This is a genomic window from Streptomyces sp. NPDC005761 (assembly GCF_040630635.1).
In the GTDB taxonomy this organism is placed as follows: Bacteria; Actinomycetota; Actinomycetes; order Streptomycetales; family Streptomycetaceae; genus Streptomyces.
Map to the genome: position 1 here is coordinate 25,221 of NZ_JBEXXX010000042.1, position 21,843 is coordinate 47,063.

A 21,843-nucleotide genomic window follows, 5' to 3' on the forward strand; every position below is an offset into this window, starting at 1 on the left:
CAGACCGACGGGCGTGCCTGTGAGGGAGGGCGGCATCGTGCGAGGGATGGCATGGCGCCCTCATCGGCGCGGAACGCCGCGTGGCGTGTCGAAGGCGCGTGCGGACGGGGGAGCGGCCAAGGTGAGGGCATGAACGTCGCAGACATCCTGACCGATGGATACACCCGCATCAGGGAGACCGTGCACGCGGCCGTCGGGGGTCTCGAACCCGACGACCTCAACGCCCGCCTGGACGAGGGGGCGAACTCGATCGCGTGGCTGGTCTGGCACCTGACCCGCGTCCAGGACGACCACATCGCCGACGCGGCGGAGGCCGAGCAGATCTGGTTCACCGAGGGCTGGGCCGCGCGTTTCGACCTGCCCGTCACCAAGGCGGCCACGGGATACGGCCACAGCAGCAAACAGGTCGGCGCGGTCCAGGTCGGCTCGGCGGAACTGCTGCTCGGGTACTACGACGCCGTGCACAACCGGTCGGTCGCATTCGTCCGGGGGCTCGACGCCGAGGCGTTGGACCGCATCGTCGACGAAGCCTGGTCGCCTCCGGTCACCCTGGGCGTCCGCCTGGTCAGCGTGCTGTCGGACGACCTCCAGCACGCCGGGCAGGCGGCCTTCGTCCGGGGCTGTCTGGAACGCCGACCGGACGGGCTCCGGTGAGGGGCCGTCCGGGGGCAGCTGGGCGAAGGCGGAGGCTCCGAACGGATCGGGGCAGTCCGGAAGCGACCGGTCATACGGGCGGCGCGGCTGATGAGCCGCGGGTGCGGGCATAGTGCCCCGGACCGGTCCCCACGACCCGCTTGAAATGGCGCGTCAGGTGGGACTGGTCGTAGAACCCCACGGCGCCCGCCACCTCCGACGCCGGCCGCCCCTGCAGCAGCAGCCGGCGAGCGAGATCGACGCGGCGGCCCGTCACGTACTGGTGCGGCGCCATGCCGAACTCCCGGCTGAAGGCCCGCACCAGGTGCGCGTGATGGGCGTGCAGCCGCAGCCCCGCCTCCTGGAGCGTGATCCCCTCCACGAACCGTTCGTCGAGCAGGTCCCGCAGCCGGTGCGCGATCCTGCGGTCGTGGACGTGTCGTACGGGCTCCGGGCGGCTGCGCAGATGCCGGTCGAGGCGTTCGGCGACCAGGGCGAGGCGGCTTGCCGCCTCCAGTTCGTCGCCCGGTCCGGCGAGCGCCGTGTGCAGGCGGTCGATCCCCCGGCGCAGAGCCGGATCGCGGAGAACGGGCCGGTCCACGGCCATGCCGATGAGTTCCTCGTCGACCTGGCCGACGTCGAGGTAGAGGACGCGCTTGCGGAAGCCCGCGGGGGTGGCGGCGCCGCCGTTGTGCGGGACGTGCGGGGGCAGCAGGGTGACCACGTCGGTGAGTACGCCGTGCTCGTGGTGGTCCAGGTCGTAGCGGACCATTCCCTCGTCCACGATGAGCAGCGTCCAGGCGTCGTGCGTGTGCATCGGGTAGGTGTGGTCGGTGAAGTGGGCGTGGAAGACCTCGTCGATTCCCGCCACCGACGGACGCCACGCGGTGATGTCCGGACGTGCAGCCATGAGCCGATCGTACGCCCGGGGCGCCGCCTTGGGATCCGGGGGCAGCCGTGCAAAGTTCGTACAAGACGGGGAGGCGCACGGCCCGGCAGGCTCGGTCCCATGACAGAAGAACTCGCCCCCGTCCGCTTCGACACCAAGATCGCCGTGCTGCTCCGGGAGGACCTGGAGACCTGGCAGCGGCTCAACGTGACGGCCTTCCTGGTCAGCGGGCTCGGCACCGTCGTGCCCGAGGTGGTCGGCGAGCCGTATGCCGACGCCGATGACACCCGCTATCTGCCGATGTTCCGCCAGCCGGTCATGGTCTTCGAAGGCCCGAAGGAACTCCTGACGACAGCGCATACCCGAGCCGTCAGCCGGGGCGTGGCCCTGTCGGTGTTCACCTCCGACCTCTTCGCGACGGGCAACGACCGGGACAACCGGGCCGCCGTTCGCGCGGTGCGGCGGGACCAGATGGACCTGGTCGGGATGGCCGTGCACGGACCCCGCAACGCCGTGGACAAGATCCTCAAGGGCGCTTCGATGCATCCCTGAGCACGCCCGCCGCGTGCGCGGGTCCCTGTGCGCGGCCGGTGGGCGGATCCCCTTCCGTCCCGGCCGACCGCGCGAGGCGTCACAGGGTGCGTTCTGCGAAGTACGGGAGCAGGGCGAGGAGGTCCGCTCGAGCGTCCGGAGCCAGAGCCACGCTCTCCAGGCAGGCGCGGGCGCTCTCCAGGTGCCGGTCCGCCTCGGCCATGGCCGCCGCGCGGCCGCCGGCCTCCTCGATCAGACCGGCCGCCCGCCGGGCCGCGCGGTCCTCCAGAGCCCCACCGCCACGCAGCACCGTGCCCAGTCGCCGAGCGGCCGGGCCGCCGGCGGCGAGGGCGGTGAGGACGGGGTACGTCTTCTTCCGGCGACGCAGATCGCTGTGGACCGGCTTGCCCGTGACCTCCGGGTCGCCCCAGATCCCGAGGACGTCGTCGACGGCCTGGAACGCGACGCCGAGGTGGCGCCCCGCCGCGGTCAGGGCGTCGGTCTCGGACCGGCCGGCGCCGCCGAGAACGGCGCCCAGACCGGCCGCGCAGCCCAGCAGCGCGCCTGTCTTCTGCTCGGCCATCCGCCGGTACTCGTGCGGCTCCACGGCATCCGGACCGGTCCAGGGCCGGGACTCGAAGAGCAGGTCGTCGGCCTGGCCGCGCACCAGGTCGTCGAGTGTCCCGGCCAGCAGCCGGACCGCCGGGACGCAGGCGCCCCCGGGAGCCCCGGCCAGCGTCCGGACGGCGAGCGCGAAGAGCGCGTCCCCGGCGAGGACGGCGGGCCCGGTCCCGTAGGCCTTCCAGGCGGTGGCCCGCTGCCTGCGGGTCTCGTCGCCGTCCATGATGTCGTCGTGGAGCAGGGAGAACGTGTGGATCAGTTCGACGGCGACCGCGCCGAGGACCGCGCTCTCGGCCTTCGCGCCGACCGCCTCCGCGCCGAGGACGGCCAGGGCCTGCCGGACCCCCTTGCCCTGCGCACCGGGGACGGCACGGCCGTCGGCCCCACCCCAGCCGAGGGAGAACGCGGTGATCTCCGCATGCCACGGGTGCAACTGCGCGACGGCCCGGCCGAGCGCCGGACGGACGAGTTCGCGACAGCGGGCGAGTATCTGCGGCGCGTCCGTCCGCTGGGCCACGGGAGGCGTCATCGGCGGCCGCCCGCCGGGGCCGTCGCGCGGTCGGCGGGAGCCGGTGCGCCGGCCGGGGTCACGCCGAGCTCCGCGTACGCCTTGTCGACCATGTCCCGGGCGTTGAGCAGCCCGATCCGGCTCAACGTGCCCCGTAGTTCGTCCAGTTCCGCGGCGGTCCGGTCACGGTCGCGGCCGAGCCGGGCGAGCGATTTCACGAGGCCGAGCCGCGCCAGTGCCTCGCCGCGGGGCTCGGACATCGCACGGAACTCCGCCAGTGCATCCTCGTACACCGTCCGGGCCTCCTCGTAGCGCCCGGCACGATAGAGCACATTGGCGCGCATCTTGTGGTTGTAGGCGAGAGCGCTCGACAAATTCATCGCACGGCAGGTGAGTTCGGCCTCGGCGAGCAGACCGAGCGCGCGCTCCGGGTCGTCGTCCCGTACGGAGATGATGTCGGCCATCCCGCGCAGCGCCCATGCCCGGCCGCGCCGGTCGTCGGCGTCCCCGGCGAGCTGGGCGGCCTCCTCGAACATCTCCAGGGCGGTGTCGAACGATCCGGTGTTGCGGTGGATCTGGGCGATGCCTTCCAGGGCCCAGACGGTGTGGCGGGCCTCGCCACGGGCACGTGCCTCGGCGAGAAGCTGTTCATGCAGCGTGGCGACGGTCCGGTAGTCACCCTGGATGCGTCCGGTCTCCGCGAGGCCGGCGAGCGAGTAGCCGCGAGCGACCGCGTCCCCGCCCGCCTTCCCCAGGTCCGCGGCCAGCCGCAACAGGCGGAAGGCGAGTCGCAGTTCGCCGCGCTGCCGGGCGAGCGTCCCACCGCTCCACAGTGCCCAGGCCATGGCCCCCGTGGCGCCGGCTGACCGGGCGGCCCGGTAGCTGGCCTTCCAGGCCCGGTCTGCGTCCTGTACGTGGCCGAGCCTGCGGTGTGCCTCGGCCACCGCGAGGCCGGTGCGGGCCACTTCCTGGGGGGAGCCGGCCAGTTCGGCCTCCTTCAGGTGACGTTGCCCCTCGGCCAGAACGTCCGTGAGCGATGCGTTCACGGACATCTTGGTGAGGGCGCCCTGGTACTCGGGCGCCATCGCTTTGCTGTGCATGGGAGCCTTTCGCGTGCGTACGGGGCTGCCCGAGGCGCCTATACGCTCCATGTATACAGCGTGCGTATAGGTGCGCGACGGATGGACCCCTGTGCTCGTGGGGGGTGGGTCGAGGTCGGTCGTGTGCGGTGTGCCGCCTTGTTGTGGATCAAGACGGCGAATGCGCGCGCAGGGTTGCTCGGCGGTCGGGGAAACCGCGCGGAAACGTGGGGTGGCCGCACGCTCCACCGCTGGGGCGGACCGGCCACGCGTCAGGCGGACGGCGCGGACAGATGGCCGGTGAACCACTCGCGGGCAAGCTCGGAGACCTCGTCCAGCGCGCCCGGCTCCTCGAAGAGGTGGGTGGCCCCGGCGACGACGTCGAGCCGGTTCTCGCAGCGCAGCTGTGCCTGTGCCTGCTGGTTCAGCTCCAGGACCCGGGTGTCCTCGCCGCCCACGACGAGCAGCGTCGGGGCCCGTACTCCGCCGAGGAAGTCGCCCGCCAGGTCGGGGCGGCCACCCCTGGAAACGACGGCGCGGATGCCCGTCCCACGCTCCGTGCCGACGGCCGCGGCCGCCCGCAGCGCGGCCGCGGCCCCGGTGCTCGCGCCGAACAGGCCCACGGGGACGGGTGCGCGGCGCTGCACCCAGGCGGTGGCGTCGACCAGCCGGCCTGCCAGGGTGCCGATGTCGAAGACGTTGGCGCGGTCTGCCTCCTCGGCGGGGGTGAGCAGGTCGAGGAGCAGGGTGCCGAGTCCCGCCCGGTTCAGGGCCGCCGCCACCGACCGGTTGCGCGGGCTGTGCCGGCTGCTGCCGGATCCGTGGGCGAACACGACGACCGCTCCGACGTCCCCGGGCTCCGTGAACGCACCCGGCAGCACCACGCCTCCCGCTTCCACCGCCACCTCGACGGTGCTCCGGGACGAACTCCGGGCCGCGGCCCGGGCGAGCAACGAGACGACCTCCTCGTCCGGGGTCTGGCCGAAGTCCCGGTACCACTCGCCCACGGCGGAGAATCCGTGCGGTGTCGACAGGCACACCAGCTCGTCGACCTGTCCGCCGAGCCGTTCGGCGGCGTCCGGCGGTGCCACCGGGACGGCCAGCACCACGCGCGCCGCACCCTGGGCCCGCGCCACCTCGCAGGCCGCCAGGGCGGTCGCGCCGGTCGCGATGCCGTCGTCGACGACGATCACCGTCCGCCCCGCCAGCGGGATACGGGGCCTCTCGCCCCGGAACGTCCGCGCCCGCCGCAGCAGCTCGGCCTCCTCCGCTCGCTCGACCGCGGCCACATCCGCCTCCGACACCCGGCCGCGGCGCACGATGTCCTCGCTGATGACCCGCACACCACCCTCGCCGATGGCACCGAAGCCCAGCTCCGGGTGGTAAGGAACGCCCAGCTTGCGCACCACGATCACATCGAGTGCGGCGCCGAGCTCCGCGGCGACCCGGAAGGCCACCGGTACGCCGCCGCGCGGCAGCCCCAGCACGACCGGGTCGCTTGTCGCCAGCGGGTGAAGGGCCTCGGCCAGCCGTTGCCCCGCGTCGGCGCGGTCGGCGAACAACACAGGGGTTCACCCCCGGATCGGGGAAATGGCGGCCGCCCGGACACCTACTTCGAATCAACACCGTGTGCCGTCGGCCCGCAACCGCCGGGGCCGGTCCCGCCGCCGGGAACCGAGCCGGGCCGATGTGCCGGGCGGACGGCAGGCGTGCCGTCGCGGTCGGCCCGATCGTCCGGACGTCTCGAAGCGCTGTGGTCGAACCTCCGTTGAGCATGACCGTTCGGCATCGGCGGAACATTCCCCTCTTCACTCGCACATCGCGCCGACGGCCCGGGGGAGTCCTCACCAGCTAGATGACAATGAAAACGATTGTCGATAACGTATGGCGAGTCAGGCGCGAGCCCTCGAACGGGTGCTCCCGCCTGTCCGGTCCTGAACTGCGTGGCGAAGAGGGGTAGTCGTGGCACATCTGCTGATGGTCGAGAGCTGGGTCGGATCGATGAGCAGGCTTCTGCCACGGGCGGTCCGGGAAGGCGGTCACGAGTTCACCTTCCTCACCCGCGATCTCCACCACTACCTGCGCGCCGCCCCCGAGGGCGTCGGCCACCCGCTGCTCGCGGCCCGCCACGTGCTGACGGCGGACACGAACGACGCCGAACTGCTCCTGCCGTTCGCCGAACGGGCCCACGCCTCCCTGCGGTTCGACGGGGTGATCACGTCCTGCGACTACTACCTGCCGGTCGCCGCCCGGATCGCCGCCGCCCTGAACCTTCCGGGCCCCACTCCCGAAGCCGTGGTGAACGCCTGCCGCAAGGACGCCACACGGAGGATCCTCGCCGAAGCGGGGGTACCGGGACCGCGGTTCGCCGTCTGCGGAGATCATGAGGAGGCCGTGCGGGCCGCCCGGGAGATCGGCTTTCCACTCGTCCTCAAGCCCGTGGACCTGTGCGCCGGAATGCTCGTGCGGCGCGTCGACGACGAGACGGGCCTTGCCGATGCTCATCGGGCACTCATGGACTTTCCCGTCAATGCGCGAGGCCAGGCCCGCGCGCCCGTGGCGCTGCTCGAAGAACTTATGCACGGGCCCGAAGTCAGCGTGGAGACCGTGACGTTCGCCGGCCGGACCGAGGTGGTCGGGGTGACGGACAAGACCACCGGAGGAGCCCCGGCCTTCGTGGAGACGGGCCACATGTTCCCCGCGGCACTCACCGAGCAGGACGAGCGCGCGGCGCGGGAGACCGCCGTGCGGGCCGTGGAGGCGCTCGGGCTTGACGCCGTGGTGGCGCACACCGAGGTCAAGCTCACCCCGGGCGGCCCCCGCGTGGTGGAGGTCAACCCCCGCCCGGCAGGCAACCGCATCACCGAACTGGTCCGCCACGTGACCGGCATCGACCTCGCAGCAGCGTGCGTGAGCGTGGCGCTCGGGCACGCACCGGACCTGCGGCCACGCGCCACCGGACTGCACAGCGCGGCCATCGGCTTCCTGGTGCCCCGGGCCGAGGGCGTCCTGGAAGGGGTCGACGGCGTCGACGAGGTGGGTGAGGGAGACGGCGTCCTGGAGATCGGCGTCGCGACCCCCGGCACCCGGGTCGGCGTGGCGAGCGACAACAACGAGTACCTGGGCCATGTCATGGCAGGTGACCCCGACGGGCCGGGCGCCCGAGCGGACGTCGAGGCGCTCCTTGCCCGGCTGCGCCCCCAGGTCGTGAACCGATGAGCGGGACCGCGCGGACCGCCCCCGCCGCCGCGGCCTCGTACGACGATCTCGTCACCGGAGTCCTGGCGGGCCGGTACGGACCCGATCCGCGAGCCCGCCACATCGCCATGGCCTTCATCACCCGGCAGTCGGTACGGCACCCGGGGCGCGGGAGCGGCTACCGCAACGAGGTGCTGAGTCTGCGCCTCGGCGCGGCCGTCGGCTCCTGCGCCGTCGAACCGGGGGAACTGCCCGCCGAGGTCGTCGACGACTGCGTCGGCGCGGACGTGGCCGCGCTCCTCGCGCACCGGCTGCGCCCGGTGCGGATCGCCGCACTCGACGCGTATCTGATGGATGTGCTGCCCCACGGCCCCGGCACCGGCGCCCGGCCGTGGGCGCTTCCGGCCGGCGGCTCGCTGGAGAAGTCCCGGGCGCGGGCACGTGCCGTCGTCGGCATGCTCGACACCCCGCCGGGCAGCACCGTGCTCGTCGTCGGCGTGGTCAACTCCCTGCTGGAGGCGCTGCGTGAGCGCGGTCTCGCCTACGTACCGTGCGATCTCAAGGGCGGATCGACGGAGTGGGGTGAGCGGGTACGGACAGACGCGCGCGCCGAACAGGAGCGTTGCGACGCGATCCTCGCTTCGGGAATGACCCTCGGCAACGGGAGCTTCGAACCACTGCGCGTGCACGCCCAGCGGCACGGTAAGCCACTGGTGGTGTTCGCCCAGACCGGCAGCGCGGTGCTGCCGAGGCTCATCGGCGCCGGAGTCACCGCCGTGTCCGCGGAGCCGTACCCCTTCTTCTGGCTCGACGGCGGTCCCGGAACCGTTCACCGCTATGGAGGCGCCCTGTGACCACCGCACTTCTGCGCCCCGCGGGCAACAGGGAACTCCTCGGGCTCGTCGGCGGGACCCCGCTCGCCCGCATCACCGCAGACCTGCCCTGCCCGCACCCCGGCTTCTGGGCCAAACTCGAAGGCTTCGCCGTGGGCGGGATGAAGGCGCGCGCCGCCGTGTCCATGCTGCTGGGAGCCGAACAGCGCGGCGAACTGCGCCCGGGCGCCCCGGTGGTGGAGTCCACCTCCGGCACCCTCGGTATCGGACTCGCCTTCGCGGGCCAGGCGCTCGGCCATCCGGTCGTGCTGGTCGGCGACACCGAACTCGAACCGTCGATGCGCCGTCTCCTGCACGCCCATGGTGCCGCGCTGGAACTCGTCGACCACCCCGCCCCCGAGGGCGGCTGGCAGGCCGCCCGGCTGGCCAGACTCAGGGAGCTCCTTGCCGGACTCCCGGGCGCCTATTGGCCCGACCAGTACAACAACCCTGACAACACGGCCGGTTACGCGTCGCTGGCCACCGAGATCGCTGACGGCCTCGACCATGCGGACGTCCTGGTCTGCAGCGTCGGAACCGGCGGTCACAGCGCCGGTCTGGTCGGTCCGCTGCGCAGACGCTGGCCCGGACTGCGGCTGATCGGCGTCGACGCCACCGGATCGACGATCTTCGGGCAGCCAGCCCGGCCCCGCCTGATGCGAGGTCTGGGCAGCAGCATCCATCCGCGCAACGTGGCCCACGACCAGTTCGACGAGATCCACTGGGTCGGACCCGCGGAGGCCGCGGACAGTTGCCGGCGGCTGGCCAGGGACAATTTCGTCAGCGGGGGCTGGAGCACGGGCGCCGTCGCACTCGTCGCGGCCTGGGCGGCCCGCGTCCACCCGGGCGCCGTCGTGGTCACGGTCTTCCCGGACGGACCGCACCGCTATCTCGGCAGCATCTTCGACGACGGGTTCAACGCCGTGCACGGGCTGGGGCCGGAGACCGCGGCCACCCGCCCCGTGGAGATCCGACACCCGCAGGCCGTGGAGGCGACCGGCTGGACACGCTGCCGTGCGGTCACCGGACGGTGCGAGGACCGCCGGCCCGCACGGCTGCCGGTGTCCCGTGTTCCGGGAGGTGCGCCGGTCGCCCGCATGCCCGCGGCAACCACTCCTGCGCATTCCTGGACGTACACCCGCCTGCCGTACGAGCCGGGGGAGGCCCGATGAGGACGAGCCTGCGCACCGTCAGGCTGCGACTGTCCGAGCCGCTGCGGATCTCCCGTTCCGTCACGACCGCCCGTGACGCCGTCCGCCTGTCCATCGAGCACCAGGGGCTGCACGGCCACGGCGAGACCGTCACCAGCGTGTACTACGGCCTCGACACCGCGGCCGTCCTCCACTGGCTGGACCGGTGCGGCCGGGCACTCGCACGGTTCCCCGACCCGGAGACGGCCCTGGCCGTCCTGTCCGGCCGCGTCTCCGGGGAGCCCGCCGGCGCCGGCGGGCCGGCCGTTCCCGGGACACCCCCGGCCGTCACGGCCGCCGTCGAGTCCGCGCTGCTCGATCTCGTGGGCAAGCGCGCCGGCACACCGGTGCACCGCCTCCTCGGCACGGCCGTCGCCCCCGTCGCCGCGACCGCCCGGACCATCGGGATCACCGCGCCCGGCCGCGCCGCGGATCTTGCCGTCCGGCTGGCGGAGGCGGGGTTCACCGTCATCAAGCTGAAGGCCGGCTCGACCGACCCGGAGGACGACGTGGCACGCGTACGTGCCGTGCGCGCCGCCGTCCCGCACGTGCGTGTGCTCCTCGACCCGAACGGCGGCTGGAGCGCGGCAGCGGCGCCTGCCCTCCTCGGGCGCTTCGCCGCACTGGGTGTCGAGGCCGTCGAACAGCCCGTCGCCCCGGGCGACCCCGAGGCCCTGGCCCGGCTTGCCGCCCACTCACCCCTGCCCGTGGTCGCCGACGAGGACGCGGTCGGTATCGAGGACGCCCGGCGGCTCGCCGGCCGTGTCCACGGCATCAACGTCAAACTCGCCAAATGCGGCGGCGTGAGCGCGGCCCTGCGTATCGCCGGGCTGATCGCCGGCAGCGGAACCGCCCTCATGCTCGGCTGCCTCACCGCCAGTTCGCTCGGCATCGCACCGGCCGTGCACCTCGTGGACCGGGCCCGGTGGACCGACCTGGACGGACACCTGCTGCTCGCCCACGACCCGTGGGCCGGGATCGGCGGTAACGACGGCACCGTGCGGGCGAGCATCTACCCCGGACTGGGTGTGCGCCCGCGCACGCCGTTCGACGCGCCCCGGTCGCATGTCATGGCCGACGGCGTCGTCCGGGGGAGCCGCCACGAAGGAGAGGCGCGGCCGTGAGCACCTTGCGCACGATATCGGCCTTGCCCCCGGCCGTACGCCTCCTGCTGGTCAATCAGTTCGGGGTCAACACCGGCTTCTACCTGCTCATCCCCTACCTTGCCGTGCATCTCAGCGACGACCTCGGGATGTCCGCCGCCGTGGTCGGCACCGTGCTCGGCGTGCGCAACCTCAGCCAGCAGGGACTGTTCGTCATCGGGGGATCGGCCTCGGACCGGCTCGGAGCCCGCCGAGTGATCATCGCCGGCTGCGCTCTGCGGACGGCCGGCTTCGCACTGTTCGCACTCGGCGACGGGATCGCGGTTCTGCTCACCGCTTCCGTGCTCACCGGACTGGCCGGCGCCCTGTTCAACCCCGCCGTCCGCGCCCACCTCGCCCAGGAGGCCGGGGAGCGCAAGGCGGAGGCGTTCGCGCTCTTCAACGTCTTCGCGACGACAGGAGCCCTGATCGGCCCCCTTCTGGGCAGTGCCCTGCTCCTGGTCGATTTCCGGGCGGCCGCCCTCACGGCGGCCGGGATCTTCGCCGTGCTGACCGTTGCCCAGGCCCTGACACTGCCGCAGAGCCGGGTCGCAACCACCACGAACAGCGTGTTTGCAGACTGGCGAGAAGTGGTCCGCAACCGCCCCTTCATGGCGTTCGCCTGTGCCGCGGTCTCCATGGTGGCACTGGAGAGCCAGCTCTATCTGCTGCTCCCGGACGGGGCGCGCCGTGCCACCGGGTGGGACGGCGCGGCAGGCCTGGTGTTCCTCGTGGGAACGCTCGCCGGGCTCGCCTTCCAACTGCGCATCACCCGCGTACTCAAGCGGCGGGGCAACCGGGCCGGATGGATCGCCGCGGGCCTCGCGCTGATGGCCCTGGCCTTCGTGCCGCCCATGCTCGTGACGACCGGTGCACCGCCGGAAGCCGGCGTGGGCCAGGCGATGCTGCGCGCGATTCCCGTTCTCACGGGTGCCCTGCTGCTCCAGACCGGACTGATGGTCGCCCAGCCGTTCGTGATGGAACTGATCCCCGACTTCGGCCGGCCCGGCCTCACCGGCACGTACTTCGGCGTCTTCTACGTCGTGTCCGGCATCGCCGCCGCCCTCGCGAACGCCGCCGTCGGCCGGGCGATGGACACCGGACGGCACATCGGTGCCGGCTGGCTGCCCTGGGTCTGCTGCCTTGCGTTCGGTCTCGTATCGGCAGCTGGGATCGCCCGGCTGCACCGCCGCGGAGCGCTGCCCGACCGGCCCGTTCCCGTAGCCGCCCATGCCTGAGGAGGGCTCCGTGGACGACGCCAACCTGCTCACCGACAACCCGGCGCTGTACGAGGCCCGCTTCCCGGACCCCCACCGGCTCGCCGGACGCTGGACCGAGGACACGCTGAGAAGGCACGGATCCGGCCCACGCGTCCTGGACATCGGCTGCGGCACCGGCCGCGACGCCGCGTACCTCCAGTCGGCGGGGCGCACCGTGACCGGCGCCGACCTCTCCGACGCGATGCTCCGCCACGCGTCCCGGCAGCACCCGGGACCGGAGTATCTCCGCGCCGATCTGCGCGCGTTCGATCTGGGAGCAGGGAGGTTCGACGCCGTCGTGTGCCTGGACAGCGCGCTGCTGTACTGCCGGACCGACGCCGAGACCGACAGCTTCCTCACCTCCTGTCGCCGCTGTCTGGCACCCGGAGGCCTTCTCCTCGCGGAGATGCGCAACGGCGCGTACTTCCTCGGGCGTGCCGCGCTCCCCGCGGCCCCGGCCGTCCACACCTTCACCCACCGCGGCATCGTCCACCGCTCCGTCACCCGGCTGCGCGTGGACCCGGGTGCCCGCATGCTCCACCGCAGCCGCACCTGGACCACCGACGACGGGTCACCCCCGGTCGAACAGCGCTCGGCCTGGCGGCTGTTCGAGCCCTCGGAACTCCGCCGGGCGCTGACCGCGCACGGATTCGAGGTCCTCGCCCTCCACGACGGCCCCGGGCCCCGGACCGCGCCGCCCTGGCGCGAGGGTGACCTGCCCGCCGCGACGACGCACGCCGACCGGCTTCATGTGATCGCCCGGCTCACGGAGGGCTGACCGGCCCCGCCGCGTGGACGGGCACGGGCGGCTCCCGGCCCTGCCCACCCGGTCGACCCTGCCCACCTGAGCCTTCCCATCGGTCAACGCTCCGCCCGCCCGAACGCTCCCACCGGATCAAGGACACCCCATGCACAGCGACGGACACCGCTGCCCTTCCCGTACGACCACGCCCCCGCCCTTCCCCGGCCTGCGCCGCCGCGGCTTCCTGGCCGCCTCCGGCGCCGCCGGTCTCGGCGCCCTCGCGCTGACCGGCTGCGCCGGCGCCTCCGGCACCGCCCCCGACGACGGTCAGGGGGACGGCAGGCCGAAGCGGGGCGGCCGACTGCGGGCCGCCTTCGCCGGTGGCGGGGCGAGCGAGACCCTCGACCCGCACCTGAGCAACCTCTTCGCCGACGCCGCCCGCGCCAAGGCTCTCTACGACAAGCTGGCCGACTACGGTGACGACCTCGCCGCCCGGCCCCGCCTCGCCTCCTCCTGGGAGCCCAACAGCGGCCTGGACCGGTGGAAGGTCTCCCTGCGGGCAGCGGCGTTCCACGACGGGCAGCCCGTGACCGCGCAGGACGTGCTGCACAGCTACCGGCGCATCGCCGACCCCGAGCGTGCCTTCCGCGCCAAGGCGTCCCTCGAGCCGATCGACCTGGCGGCCAGCCGGGCCCTGGACGAGCGGACCGTCGAGTTCGTCCTCAAGCGGCCGACGGCCGAATTCCCCAATGTGATGGCGGCATTCGGCGCCTACATCGTCCCCGCGTCCGCCCGGGACGGCGACTACGACCACAGGCCGGTGGGCAGCGGGCCGTTCCGTCTGGTGTCCTTCGCCCCGGGCCGGTCCACCGTCCTGCGGCGCAACGACGACTACTGGGACGGCGCCCCGCACCTGGACGAACTGGAGTTCGTCGTCGCCAACGAGGAGTCCGCACGGGTCAACGCCCTGATCGGCGGCCAGGTCGAGTACGCCCACGAGCTGAACCCGGCGACCGCCCGCGCCCACGAGGGCGGCGGCCGGATCCGGATCGTACGGCTGCGCAACAGCGCGATGCAGTCGTTCGCCATGAAGACCGACCGTCCGCCCTTCGACGACCGGCGCGTGCGGCAGGCCCTGATGCTCGTCGCCGACCGCGAGGAACTCGTCCAGGGAGCGCTGTCCGGCGCAGGGGAGATCGGCAACGACCTGTTCGGCAGGGGATACGAGTACTACGCAGGCAGCCTGCCCCAGCGTGAGCAGGACCTCGGGCGGGCCCGCAGCCTGCTGAAGCGGGCGGGCGCCCGGGATCTGCGGATCACGCTGGACACCTCACCCGTCGCCGCCGGCTTCACGGAGGCCGCCGCGGTCTTCCGTGACCAGGCGGCCAGGGCCGGTATCACGGTCGAGGTGAGGACCGGCAGCAAGGACACCTACTGGAAGGACATTCTCGACGCCGGCACCCTGTGCTGCTACCGCTCCGGCGCCATGCCCATCGAGTCGCACCTCTCCCAGCGCCTGCTGACGGCCTCGACCACCAACGCGACCAAATGGCGCCACCAGGACTTCGACGCCCTTTACCAGCAGGCCCAGTCGACGCGGGACCCGAAGCAGCGCGCCGCCGTCTACGCCCGCATGCAGCGACGCCTCCACACCGAGGGCCCCTTTCTGATCTGGGGCTTCGCCGACTGGATACTCGGCACCGCCCGCAGCGTCAGGGGCATCGAGCAGAAGGCACCCGCCAACACCCTCGACTGGGCCCGCTTCGACAAGGTGTGGCTCGCATGAGCGGACCCATGCCCTGGGCGGCACGGCGGCTGCTGCTCGGTGGTGCGCAGACCGCAGCTGTCGTGCTGCTCGTCTTCGCCCTCACCGAGGCGCTTCCGGGCGATGCCGCCGTGGCCCTGGCAGGCGACCAGCCGGACCCGGAAAGGATCGAGGCGGTCCGAGCCGCCCTTCACCTGGACCGGCCGCCTCTCGAGCGCCTGTTGGACTGGTCGGCCGGGCTGCTCCACGGCGACCTCGGGGTCTCGCTGACCTCGGGGAGGCCCGTCAGCGGCTACCTGGCGGACGGCTTCGGGCCGACCCTCCTGCTCGCCGTCCCCACCGTCCTGCTGCTGGTGCCCGCAGCGGTCGGTCTCGGGGTGCTCGCCGCCCGGAACGAAGGGCGCCCCGTCGACCGGATCGTCAGCGCGGTGACGCTGGGGCTGTACGCCGTACCGGAGTTCGCTCTCGGCGTGCTGCTGGTCACGGTCTTCGCGCTCCGGCTCGGATGGCTGCCGCCGACCGCTGTCGGATACGGCACCGATCTGCTCGCCCACCCGGGTGCCCTGGTGCTTCCCGTCCTCGTCCTGCTGGCGCGCCCGGTGTGCTCGCTCGCCCGGCTGATCAGGGCCGGTATGACTGACGCGCTGGCCTCGCCGTACGTCGCACAGGCGCTCCGCTGCGGCGTGCCCGGCGCCCGGGTCCGCTACACCCATGCCCTGCCCAATGCCATCGCCCCGGCCGCCCAGCAACTGGCCCGCACAGTCGACTGGCTGGTGTGCGGGGTGGTCGTCGTGGAGGCGCTGTTCGTGATCCCCGGGCTCGGCACGGTCCTGATGAACGCCGTCGCGGAGCGGGACGTTCCCGTGGTGCAGGGCCTGGCAGTCGTCTTCGGCCTGGCCACCGTACTGCTCAATCTCGGGGCGGACCTGGTCACCCACCGCCTCGCGCCGCGCACGGGCGTGGCGGCGTGATGGGCCTCGCGCTCGCCCGCTCCCGGCGCGGGCTGAAGACACTTGTCCTCGGCCGGCCGCGGCGGAAGGAGGGGCGCGCCCGGGCCGGCCGCTTCCTCCCCGGTCTGCTCCTCGTCGGCATTCCGCTCGTACTCGCCCTGGCAGGGCCGCTGTTCGCCGGCGACTCCGGGCCGCGCGGCACCTCGCTCACCACCGGTGACGGGCACTGGCTCGGCACGGACTTCATCGGCAGGGACGTCCGCAGACAGGTGCTGCTCGGCGGGCGGTCGGTGGTCCTCGTCGCGCTCGCCTCGACGGCCCTCGCCCATGCGGTGGCGCTGCCGGTCGGGTTGATCTCGTCCCTCACACGACGCAGGTGGGTGGAGGACCTGCTGATGCGCCCGCTGGACGTGCTCCTCTCCGTCCCGTCGCTCCTGCTGATTCTGCTGGTGGCCGCCCTCGTTGCCCCGGGCCCGGGCGGTCTCGCCCTTCTGGTGGCACTCGTCAACATCCCGGACGCGGCCCGGATCGTCCGCGCTGCCGGGGCGGAAGCCGCCTCGCGCCCGGCGGTGGAGGCGCTGCGCATGCAGGGTGAGAGCTGGGCGCGGATCGCCTTCGGCTACGTCGGCAGGTCGGTCGCCCGGACCCTCGCCGCCGACGCCGGCGTCCGTCTGACCGGGGCGCTGTACCTCGTGGCCACGGCGGCGTTCCTCGGCGTGGGAGTCGCCCCGGATGCCGCCGACTGGGCGGTGATGGTGGACCGCAACCGCACCGGTCTGTTCGTCCAGCCGTGGGCGGTGGTGGTCCCGGCCCTGTTGATCGTCGCGCTCACCGTGGGCGGAAACCTGATCGTCGACGCCGCACTCACCCGTCGTGGCAGCAAGGAGAACCACTCGTGAACACAGCCGCACAGCCCGGGACGGCCGTCGGAGCAGCCCCCGTAGCCGTGATCCGGGAACTCCGGGTGGAGACCGGCGGACGGGCGATCGTCGACGGCGTGAGCCTTCGGGTGCTGCCGGGGCGGATCATCGCGCTGGTAGGGGCGTCGGGCAGTGGCAAGACCACCACGGGACGCGCGCTGCTGGGCGAGTATCCGCCCGGCGCGCGCGTGACGGGGGACGTGCGGGTCGCGGACGGTCTGATCGCGTACGTTCCGCAGCACCCGGCCACCGCACTCAACCCGGCGCGCCGGACCGGCGCCCTGCTCGGCGACATCGCCCGGGAACAGGTGAGGCACCTTCCCCGGACCCGGCGCAGGGCGGCGGATCGGGCGCTGGTTCTCGATGCTCTCGCCCGGGCCCAGCTTCCTGCGGACGGTGCCCTGCTGCGCCGCTACCCCCATCAGCTCTCCGGCGGCCAGCAGCAGCGCGTGGTCCTGGCCCAGGCGCTGCTGCTCGGCGCCCGCGTGGTGGTGGCGGACGAGCCCACCACCGGTCAGGACCCTCTGACGAAGCGGCGCATCGTGGAGCGGCTGACCGCCGTGGCCCGGCAGGGCATCGCGGTGGTCCTGCTCAGCCACGACCTGGACGTCGTCCGCGCCCTGGCCGACGAGGTGGTCGTCCTGCGCGACGGAAGAGTCGTCGAGGGCGGGCCCGCGGAGCAGGTGCTGCGGGCACCGGACAGCGCGTGGACCCGCGAACTGCCGGCGAAGCCGCGGGGCACGCACGCGGCACCGGTACCGACGTGCGCCGCCACCGTGCTGGACGTCCGGTCCCTCACCGCACGCCACGGCCGGACCCCGGTTCTCCACCACGCGTCCCTCACCCTGCGCGCCGGAGAGAGCCTTGCCGTCGTCGGCCGCTCGGGCAGCGGCAAGACGACACTGGCCCGCTGTCTGAGCGGCCTCCACCGGGACCACGACGGCGAACTGCTCCTGGACGGGGTGCCGCTGCCACGCAGTCTGCGGGACCGCAACCGCGAGGAACTGGCCGCGGTCCAGTACGTCTTCCAGGACGCGAAGGCCGCCTTCGACGCCCGCCGCCCCGTACTCGATCAGATCGCGCGGACGGCCGTACGGCTGCGCGGCGTGGACCGGGTCGCGGCACGGGCCGAAGCGCTCGACGTCCTGGGCACGCTGGACCTCCCGGCCGAGCGGGCGCTGCGACCCCCCGCGCGGCTCTCCGGCGGCGAACTCCAGCGCGCCGCCCTGGCTCGCGCCCTGCTGGCGCGCCCACGGGTCCTGGTCTGCGACGAGATCACCTCGGGCCTCGACACGTTCGCCCGGCGCTCCCTCCTCGGCCTGCTCGCGGGACTGCTCCGCTCCGGCGCCGTACCCGCCCTGGTCCTGATCACCCACGATCTGGACACGGCGGCCCTCGCCGACCGCATCGTCGTGCTGGAGCACGGTGAGATCGTCGAGACCGGGGCGGTGGGCGACGTACTGCACGCGCCGCGCCACCCCTTCACCGTCGAACTGACCGCTGCGGCACGGTCGATGCGGACCGTCGGCGGCGGACGCACCGCTCCGTGGTGAGGCCGCTCACCGGGTGCCCGAGCGTGCGACGCGAAATCCCGTGTCGTCGATCCGGAACGTCGGGTGGCTGCGGCGGCGCACCGAGGCCCGGCAGCTCCAGCGTTCGTCGAACCAGCCACCGCCACGCAGTACCCGGTAGGTGCCGTAGACCTCGGCGTCGTAGACGTCCCAGCACCACTCCCACACGTTGCCCAACGTGTCGTACAGGCCCCATGAGTTGGGCAGCCTGCCGCCCACCTCGTGCGGACGTTCCTGCGAGTTGCCGCGATGCCAGGCGATGTCGTCGAGCCGTCCGTACCGCGCCTCCGTCGTGCCGGCCCGGCACGCGTGCTCCCACTCGGCCTCGGCCGGAAGGCGGTACCCGTCGGAGGCCGTGTCCCACTCGACCCGTGCGGCATCGTCGTGGAGGCGGTAGGCGGGTGCCAGCCCCTCGCGCAGGGACAGGGCGTTGCAGAACCGGACGGCGTCCAGCCAGGAGACACCCTCGACGGGCAGCGTTTCGCCCTGCGCGGTGCTCGGCCGCTCCCCGGTCACCTGTGCGTACCGGCCCTGCGTGACAGGGCACGCCGCGAGCCGGTACGGCGCGAGATCGACCGCCCAGCTGCGCTGTGTACGACGGTCCGACAGGGTCACCCGTCCCGGTGGGACGTCGACCATGGCGATCTCGGCACTGGTTTCCATAGGGCAGTGATCCTATCAACCACGCTTCGCGCGGAATGATGGCGAAACCGGAGCAACCGCCCGCGTTCTACGAGGCCTTGGCGGGGCCCGCTCAGCCCGCGGAGGCCTCACGGCTGATCTGCTCGAAGCGGGCACCCATGGCGGCGGCCAGCGCCTGCGCGGCCGAGAGGGGCCGGACCATGACCGTCAGGGCGTCGATCTCGCCCGCCTCGTTCATGTGCAGGAAGTCGCAGCCGTTGATCTCCCGGTCGCCCACCTTCGCCTCGAAGACGAGCGCGTGATCGCGGCCGTCGTCGCTCGCCATCTCCCGGACATAGCGGAAGTCCGTGAAGATGTCGTCGACCGCGCGCAGGATCGCGGCGGTGAGGGCCCTGCCGGGGTAGGGCTTGAACGCCACCGGACTGACGAGGACGACGTCCTCGGCCAGCAGGGCCTCGACGGCGCCGAGGTCATGGGCCTCGACGGCTTTACGGAAAGGGTGCATTCCGAACTCCATACTCAATTTTTTGAATAAGTGTGAAGTAGATTAATCATGTCGGTGGTGCCTGTCCAGGTGTTCGCGGGGAACGGCCGCTCCTGGGCTCGGCCGACCGCGCCCGACTTCGCCGGGCAGGGCCTCACCGACGCGCAGCGGCACGGCTGGTGAGCGGCTATACCCCGCATGGGGGAGCCTCGCTGAATGCCCGGCGGTGCTGAGCGGTCCGCTCGGCGACCTTCCGGCGACGTGCGTCGAGTGCCGTCCGACGGCCCCGAACCATCCGATGACCTGGCCGCGTCGCTGACCGGTGAGCGGCGGGAGCCGATCGCGATGGACACGGGCCACCGGGGATGCTCTCCCGGCCGGGCGACCTGGTCAGGATCCCGGACGGCGCCGCAGCGTACCGACCCGCACCTGCACGATTCACCCGTCGGGTGGGAGTACCGCGGCCGGCGCCCCTCCAACAGTGGAACAGGACGCGCGCCCCCGCACCGCTCCGGGCTGCAATGGACGGGTGACCGCGCCCCCGGACGACTGCCTCGCGCGCAACGAGTGGATCTGCGGTGCGTATCTGAGCAGTCGTCGGGACATCCTCCTGGACGCCGTGCTGCAACATCTCCAGCTGACCGCGGCCTCCGTGCTCATCGGACTGGTCATCGCGGTGCCACTCGCCCTCGCCGCCCGCCGTTGGCGCTGGGCGGCAGGGCCGGTGCTGGGGGTGACGACCATCCTCTACACCGTTCCGTCGCTCGCCATGTTCTCGCTGCTGCTCCCCGTGTACGGGCTCTCCGCCTCGCTCGTCGTGGCGGGCCTCGTCCTGTACTCGCTCACCCTGTTGGTCCGCAACATCCTGGCCGGGCTGCGCGCCGTGCCCGAGGAGACCCGGCAGGCGGCGCGCGGCATGGGGTACGGCCCCGTACGGCTGCTCGTCGCCGTGGAACTCCCGCTCGCCCTGCCGGCCGCGATGGCGGGCCTGCGCATCGCCACCGTATCGGCCGTCTCCCTCGTCACCATCGGCGCGATCGTCGGCTACGGCGGACTCGGCAATCTCATCTACTCGGGGATGAACACCTACTTCAAGGCCCAGGTCCTCACCGCGTCCGTCCTGTGCGTCGTCATCGCCGTCGCCGCCGACCTGCTGCTCCTCCTCGCCCAGCGCCTGCTCACCCCCTGGACACGGAGGAAGTCGTGAACACCCTCTCCGGCGCCTGGAACTGGCTCACCACCTCGGCGCACTGGTACGGCGAGGACGGCATCTGGACCAGGCTGGCCCAGCACCTCGTCCTCACCGTCGCCTGTCTGCTGATCAGCTGCCTCATCGCCCTGCCCGTCGCACTGATCCTCGGCCACCTCGGCAAGGGCGGCGCCCTGGCCGTCAACATCTCCAACGTCGGCCGTGCCGTCCCCACCTTCGCCGTTCTGGTCCTGCTGCTGCTCACGCCGGTCGGGCGGCTCGGGGAAGGACCGACCGTCGTCGCGCTCGTCCTGTTCGCCGTGCCACCCCTGCTCACCAACGCCTACATCGGCATGCGGGAGGTCGACGAGGACGTCGTACGGGCGGCTCGGGGCATGGGCATGACGGGCCGGCAGATGCTGGCCCAGGTCGAGGTGCCGCTCGCGATGCCGCTCATCATGACCGGCGTACGGATCGCGGCGGTCCAGCTCGTCGCCACCGCCACCATCGCCGCGCTGGCGGGTGGCGGGGGGCTGGGGCGCATCATCACCGCCGGCTTCAATCTCGCCTCCACCGCGCAGGTGGTCGCCGGGGCCGTGCTGGTCGCCGTGTTCGCCCTGATCGTGGAAGGTCTCTTCGAGCTGGCACAGCGGCTCGCCCCGGGCCGGGTCCGCGGGGGGAGCCCCGGATGAGGGCCCGGCACACGATCGGTGCCCTGCTCCTGCTGCTGACACCGGTGTCCGCCTGCGCCGCCGGACCCACGTTGGAGAACCAGGGTGAGGTCACCGCCCCGCCCGGCGACAGCAAGCACCTCACCATCGGCTCGGCAGGATTCACCGAGAGCGATCTGCTCGCCCAGATGTACGCGCTGCTGCTCGGCCGGGCCGGATACTCCACGAAGGTCATTTCCGTCACCAACCGCGAGATCTACGAACCGGCCCTCGAGAGCGGCCAGATCGACGTCGTCCCCGAGTACGCCGCCACCTTCGCCGACTGGCTGAACGCCAAGAAGAACGGTGCCGACGCCACTCCCGTCGGCTCGCCCGGCCTCGCCGCCACCATGAAGGCCCTGCGCGCCCTGGCCGCCCCCCGCGGCCTGACCGTCCTGGACGCCGGCCGAGCCGTCGACCAGAACGCCTTCGCGGTGACCTCCGCCTACGCCACGAAGCACCACCTGGAGTCACTGAGCGACCTGGGGAGGTCGGGACTGCCGGTCCGCCTGGCCGCGGGCGACGAGTGCGTCCAGCGCCCCTACTGCGCTCCCGGGCTGAAGAAGACGTACGGCATCGACATCACCCGGGTCGACCCCAAAGGCGTGGGCACCACCCAGGCCAAGCAGGCGGTCCGGAGCGGCCGCGACCAGATGTTGCTGACCACCACCACCGACGCCACCCTGGACGACTTCGGACTCGTGCTGCTCGCGGATGACCGGCACCTGCAGAACGCCGACTACCTGGTACCCGTCGTCAACCGTTCCCGGGCGGGGAGCGAGGGCGTCCGTTCGGCGCTGGGCAAGCTGAACACCGTACTCACGACCAGGGGCCTGGCCCGGATGAACGAACAGGTGGACAGCTGGCGCCGGCTCCCCGAGGACGTGGCCCGCAGCTACCTTCGCTCGCACGACCTCATCCCCGCCGACCGATGACGGCGGCGGCCCG

Annotated in this window: 21 protein-coding genes; 15 read left to right on the forward strand and 6 right to left on the reverse strand. The window is 72.7% G+C overall.

Annotated elements, in window-relative coordinates; translation table 11 throughout:
* Positions 1-129 precede the first annotated feature (129 nt).
* Complete coding sequence (locus tag ABZ434_RS29010; protein WP_359142752.1) at positions 130-654, forward strand: DUF664 domain-containing protein; 525 nt, start codon at positions 130-132, stop codon at positions 652-654.
* A 70-nt stretch (positions 655-724) separates the two neighbouring features.
* Here the strand turns inward: ABZ434_RS29010 and ABZ434_RS29015 are convergent, their stop codons facing one another.
* Positions 725-1,543, reverse strand: coding sequence for an AraC family transcriptional regulator (locus tag ABZ434_RS29015; protein WP_359142754.1), 819 nt, complete (start codon positions 1,541-1,543; stop codon positions 725-727).
* Positions 1,544-1,642: 99 nt separating this feature from the next.
* Between ABZ434_RS29015 and ABZ434_RS29020 the strand changes: the two genes are divergently transcribed.
* A complete protein-coding gene (locus tag ABZ434_RS29020; protein WP_359142756.1) occupies positions 1,643-2,074 on the forward strand; it encodes a DUF2000 domain-containing protein in 432 nt (143 codons plus the stop codon).
* A 79-nt stretch (positions 2,075-2,153) separates the two neighbouring features.
* Here ABZ434_RS29020 and ABZ434_RS29025 read toward each other — a convergent pair whose 3' ends face one another.
* The 3 genes from ABZ434_RS29025 to ABZ434_RS29035 all read right to left on the reverse strand — a co-directional run bounded on the left by ABZ434_RS29025 (position 2,154) and on the right by ABZ434_RS29035 (position 5,826).
* Positions 2,154-3,203 (reverse strand): polyprenyl synthetase family protein, encoded by a 1,050-nt coding sequence (locus tag ABZ434_RS29025; protein ID WP_359142758.1) that lies wholly within the window; start codon positions 3,201-3,203, stop codon positions 2,154-2,156.
* Positions 3,200-4,282, reverse strand: a complete 1,083-nt coding sequence (locus ABZ434_RS29030) for a tetratricopeptide repeat protein (protein WP_359142760.1) — start codon at positions 4,280-4,282, stop codon at positions 3,200-3,202. The genes ABZ434_RS29025 and ABZ434_RS29030 overlap by 4 nt, the downstream gene beginning before the upstream one ends.
* 251 nt (positions 4,283-4,533) lie before the next feature.
* Positions 4,534-5,826, reverse strand: a complete 1,293-nt coding sequence (locus ABZ434_RS29035) for a phosphoribosyltransferase (RefSeq protein ID WP_359142762.1) — start codon at positions 5,824-5,826, stop codon at positions 4,534-4,536.
* Positions 5,827-6,223: 397 nt separating this feature from the next.
* Here ABZ434_RS29035 and ABZ434_RS29040 point away from each other — a divergent pair, with 397 nt between their 5' ends.
* The 10 genes from ABZ434_RS29040 (at position 6,224) to ABZ434_RS29085 (ending at position 17,852) form a co-directional block, all read left to right on the forward strand.
* Entirely contained in the window at positions 6,224-7,480 is a 1,257-nt protein-coding gene (locus ABZ434_RS29040; RefSeq protein ID WP_359142764.1) for an ATP-grasp domain-containing protein, read from the forward strand.
* Positions 7,477-8,313 (forward strand): DUF364 domain-containing protein, encoded by an 837-nt coding sequence (locus tag ABZ434_RS29045; protein WP_359142765.1) that lies wholly within the window; start codon positions 7,477-7,479, stop codon positions 8,311-8,313. Before ABZ434_RS29040 ends, ABZ434_RS29045 begins: the two co-directional genes overlap by 4 nt.
* Positions 8,310-9,503 carry a PLP-dependent cysteine synthase family protein gene (locus tag ABZ434_RS29050; protein WP_359142767.1) on the forward strand — a complete coding sequence of 398 codons (1,194 nt, stop codon included), beginning with the start codon at positions 8,310-8,312 and terminating at the stop codon, positions 9,501-9,503. The genes ABZ434_RS29045 and ABZ434_RS29050 overlap by 4 nt, the downstream gene beginning before the upstream one ends.
* Positions 9,500-10,645 carry an enolase C-terminal domain-like protein gene (locus ABZ434_RS29055; protein WP_359142769.1) on the forward strand — a complete coding sequence of 382 codons (1,146 nt, stop codon included), beginning with the start codon at positions 9,500-9,502 and terminating at the stop codon, positions 10,643-10,645. The genes ABZ434_RS29050 and ABZ434_RS29055 overlap by 4 nt, the downstream gene beginning before the upstream one ends.
* On the forward strand, positions 10,642-11,901 hold the full coding sequence (locus tag ABZ434_RS29060) for an MFS transporter (protein ID WP_359142771.1): 1,260 nt from the start codon (positions 10,642-10,644) through the stop codon (positions 11,899-11,901). The genes ABZ434_RS29055 and ABZ434_RS29060 overlap by 4 nt, the downstream gene beginning before the upstream one ends.
* A gap of 10 nt (positions 11,902-11,911) precedes the next feature.
* Entirely contained in the window at positions 11,912-12,700 is a 789-nt protein-coding gene (locus tag ABZ434_RS29065; RefSeq protein ID WP_359142773.1) for a class I SAM-dependent methyltransferase, read from the forward strand.
* Positions 12,701-12,830: 130 nt separating this feature from the next.
* Positions 12,831-14,450, forward strand: a complete 1,620-nt coding sequence (locus ABZ434_RS29070) for an ABC transporter substrate-binding protein (RefSeq protein WP_359142775.1) — start codon at positions 12,831-12,833, stop codon at positions 14,448-14,450.
* On the forward strand, positions 14,447-15,400 hold the full coding sequence (locus ABZ434_RS29075; protein WP_359142778.1) for an ABC transporter permease: 954 nt from the start codon (positions 14,447-14,449) through the stop codon (positions 15,398-15,400). Before ABZ434_RS29070 ends, ABZ434_RS29075 begins: the two co-directional genes overlap by 4 nt.
* Entirely contained in the window at positions 15,400-16,278 is an 879-nt protein-coding gene (locus ABZ434_RS29080) for an ABC transporter permease subunit (RefSeq protein WP_359142780.1), read from the forward strand. The genes ABZ434_RS29075 and ABZ434_RS29080 overlap by 1 nt, the downstream gene beginning before the upstream one ends.
* The gene (locus ABZ434_RS29085; protein WP_359142782.1) at positions 16,275-17,852 is read left to right on the forward strand and encodes an ATP-binding cassette domain-containing protein; all 1,578 of its coding nucleotides are present in this window, start codon (positions 16,275-16,277) and stop codon (positions 17,850-17,852) included. Before ABZ434_RS29080 ends, ABZ434_RS29085 begins: the two co-directional genes overlap by 4 nt.
* A 6-nt stretch (positions 17,853-17,858) precedes the next feature.
* On the opposite strand, the gene ABZ434_RS29090 is transcribed toward ABZ434_RS29085, so the two are convergent.
* Together ABZ434_RS29090 and ABZ434_RS29095 are read right to left on the reverse strand one after the other, a co-directional pair.
* Positions 17,859-18,533, reverse strand: a complete 675-nt coding sequence (locus tag ABZ434_RS29090; protein ID WP_359142784.1) for a formylglycine-generating enzyme family protein — start codon at positions 18,531-18,533, stop codon at positions 17,859-17,861.
* Positions 18,534-18,624: 91 nt separating this feature from the next.
* The gene (locus ABZ434_RS29095) at positions 18,625-19,017 is read right to left on the reverse strand and encodes a nuclear transport factor 2 family protein (protein WP_359142786.1); all 393 of its coding nucleotides are present in this window, start codon (positions 19,015-19,017) and stop codon (positions 18,625-18,627) included.
* A 508-nt stretch (positions 19,018-19,525) separates the two neighbouring features.
* Between ABZ434_RS29095 and ABZ434_RS29100 the strand changes: the two genes are divergently transcribed.
* The 3 genes from ABZ434_RS29100 to ABZ434_RS29110 are packed head-to-tail and all read left to right on the forward strand — an operon-like array spanning position 19,526 to position 21,830.
* The gene (locus ABZ434_RS29100; RefSeq protein WP_359142788.1) at positions 19,526-20,203 is read left to right on the forward strand and encodes an ABC transporter permease; all 678 of its coding nucleotides are present in this window, start codon (positions 19,526-19,528) and stop codon (positions 20,201-20,203) included.
* The gene (locus tag ABZ434_RS29105; protein WP_359142790.1) at positions 20,200-20,877 is read left to right on the forward strand and encodes an ABC transporter permease; all 678 of its coding nucleotides are present in this window, start codon (positions 20,200-20,202) and stop codon (positions 20,875-20,877) included. Before ABZ434_RS29100 ends, ABZ434_RS29105 begins: the two co-directional genes overlap by 4 nt.
* Positions 20,874-21,830 (forward strand): ABC transporter substrate-binding protein, encoded by a 957-nt coding sequence (locus ABZ434_RS29110; protein WP_359142792.1) that lies wholly within the window; start codon positions 20,874-20,876, stop codon positions 21,828-21,830. The genes ABZ434_RS29105 and ABZ434_RS29110 overlap by 4 nt, the downstream gene beginning before the upstream one ends.
* Positions 21,831-21,843 lie beyond the last annotated feature (13 nt).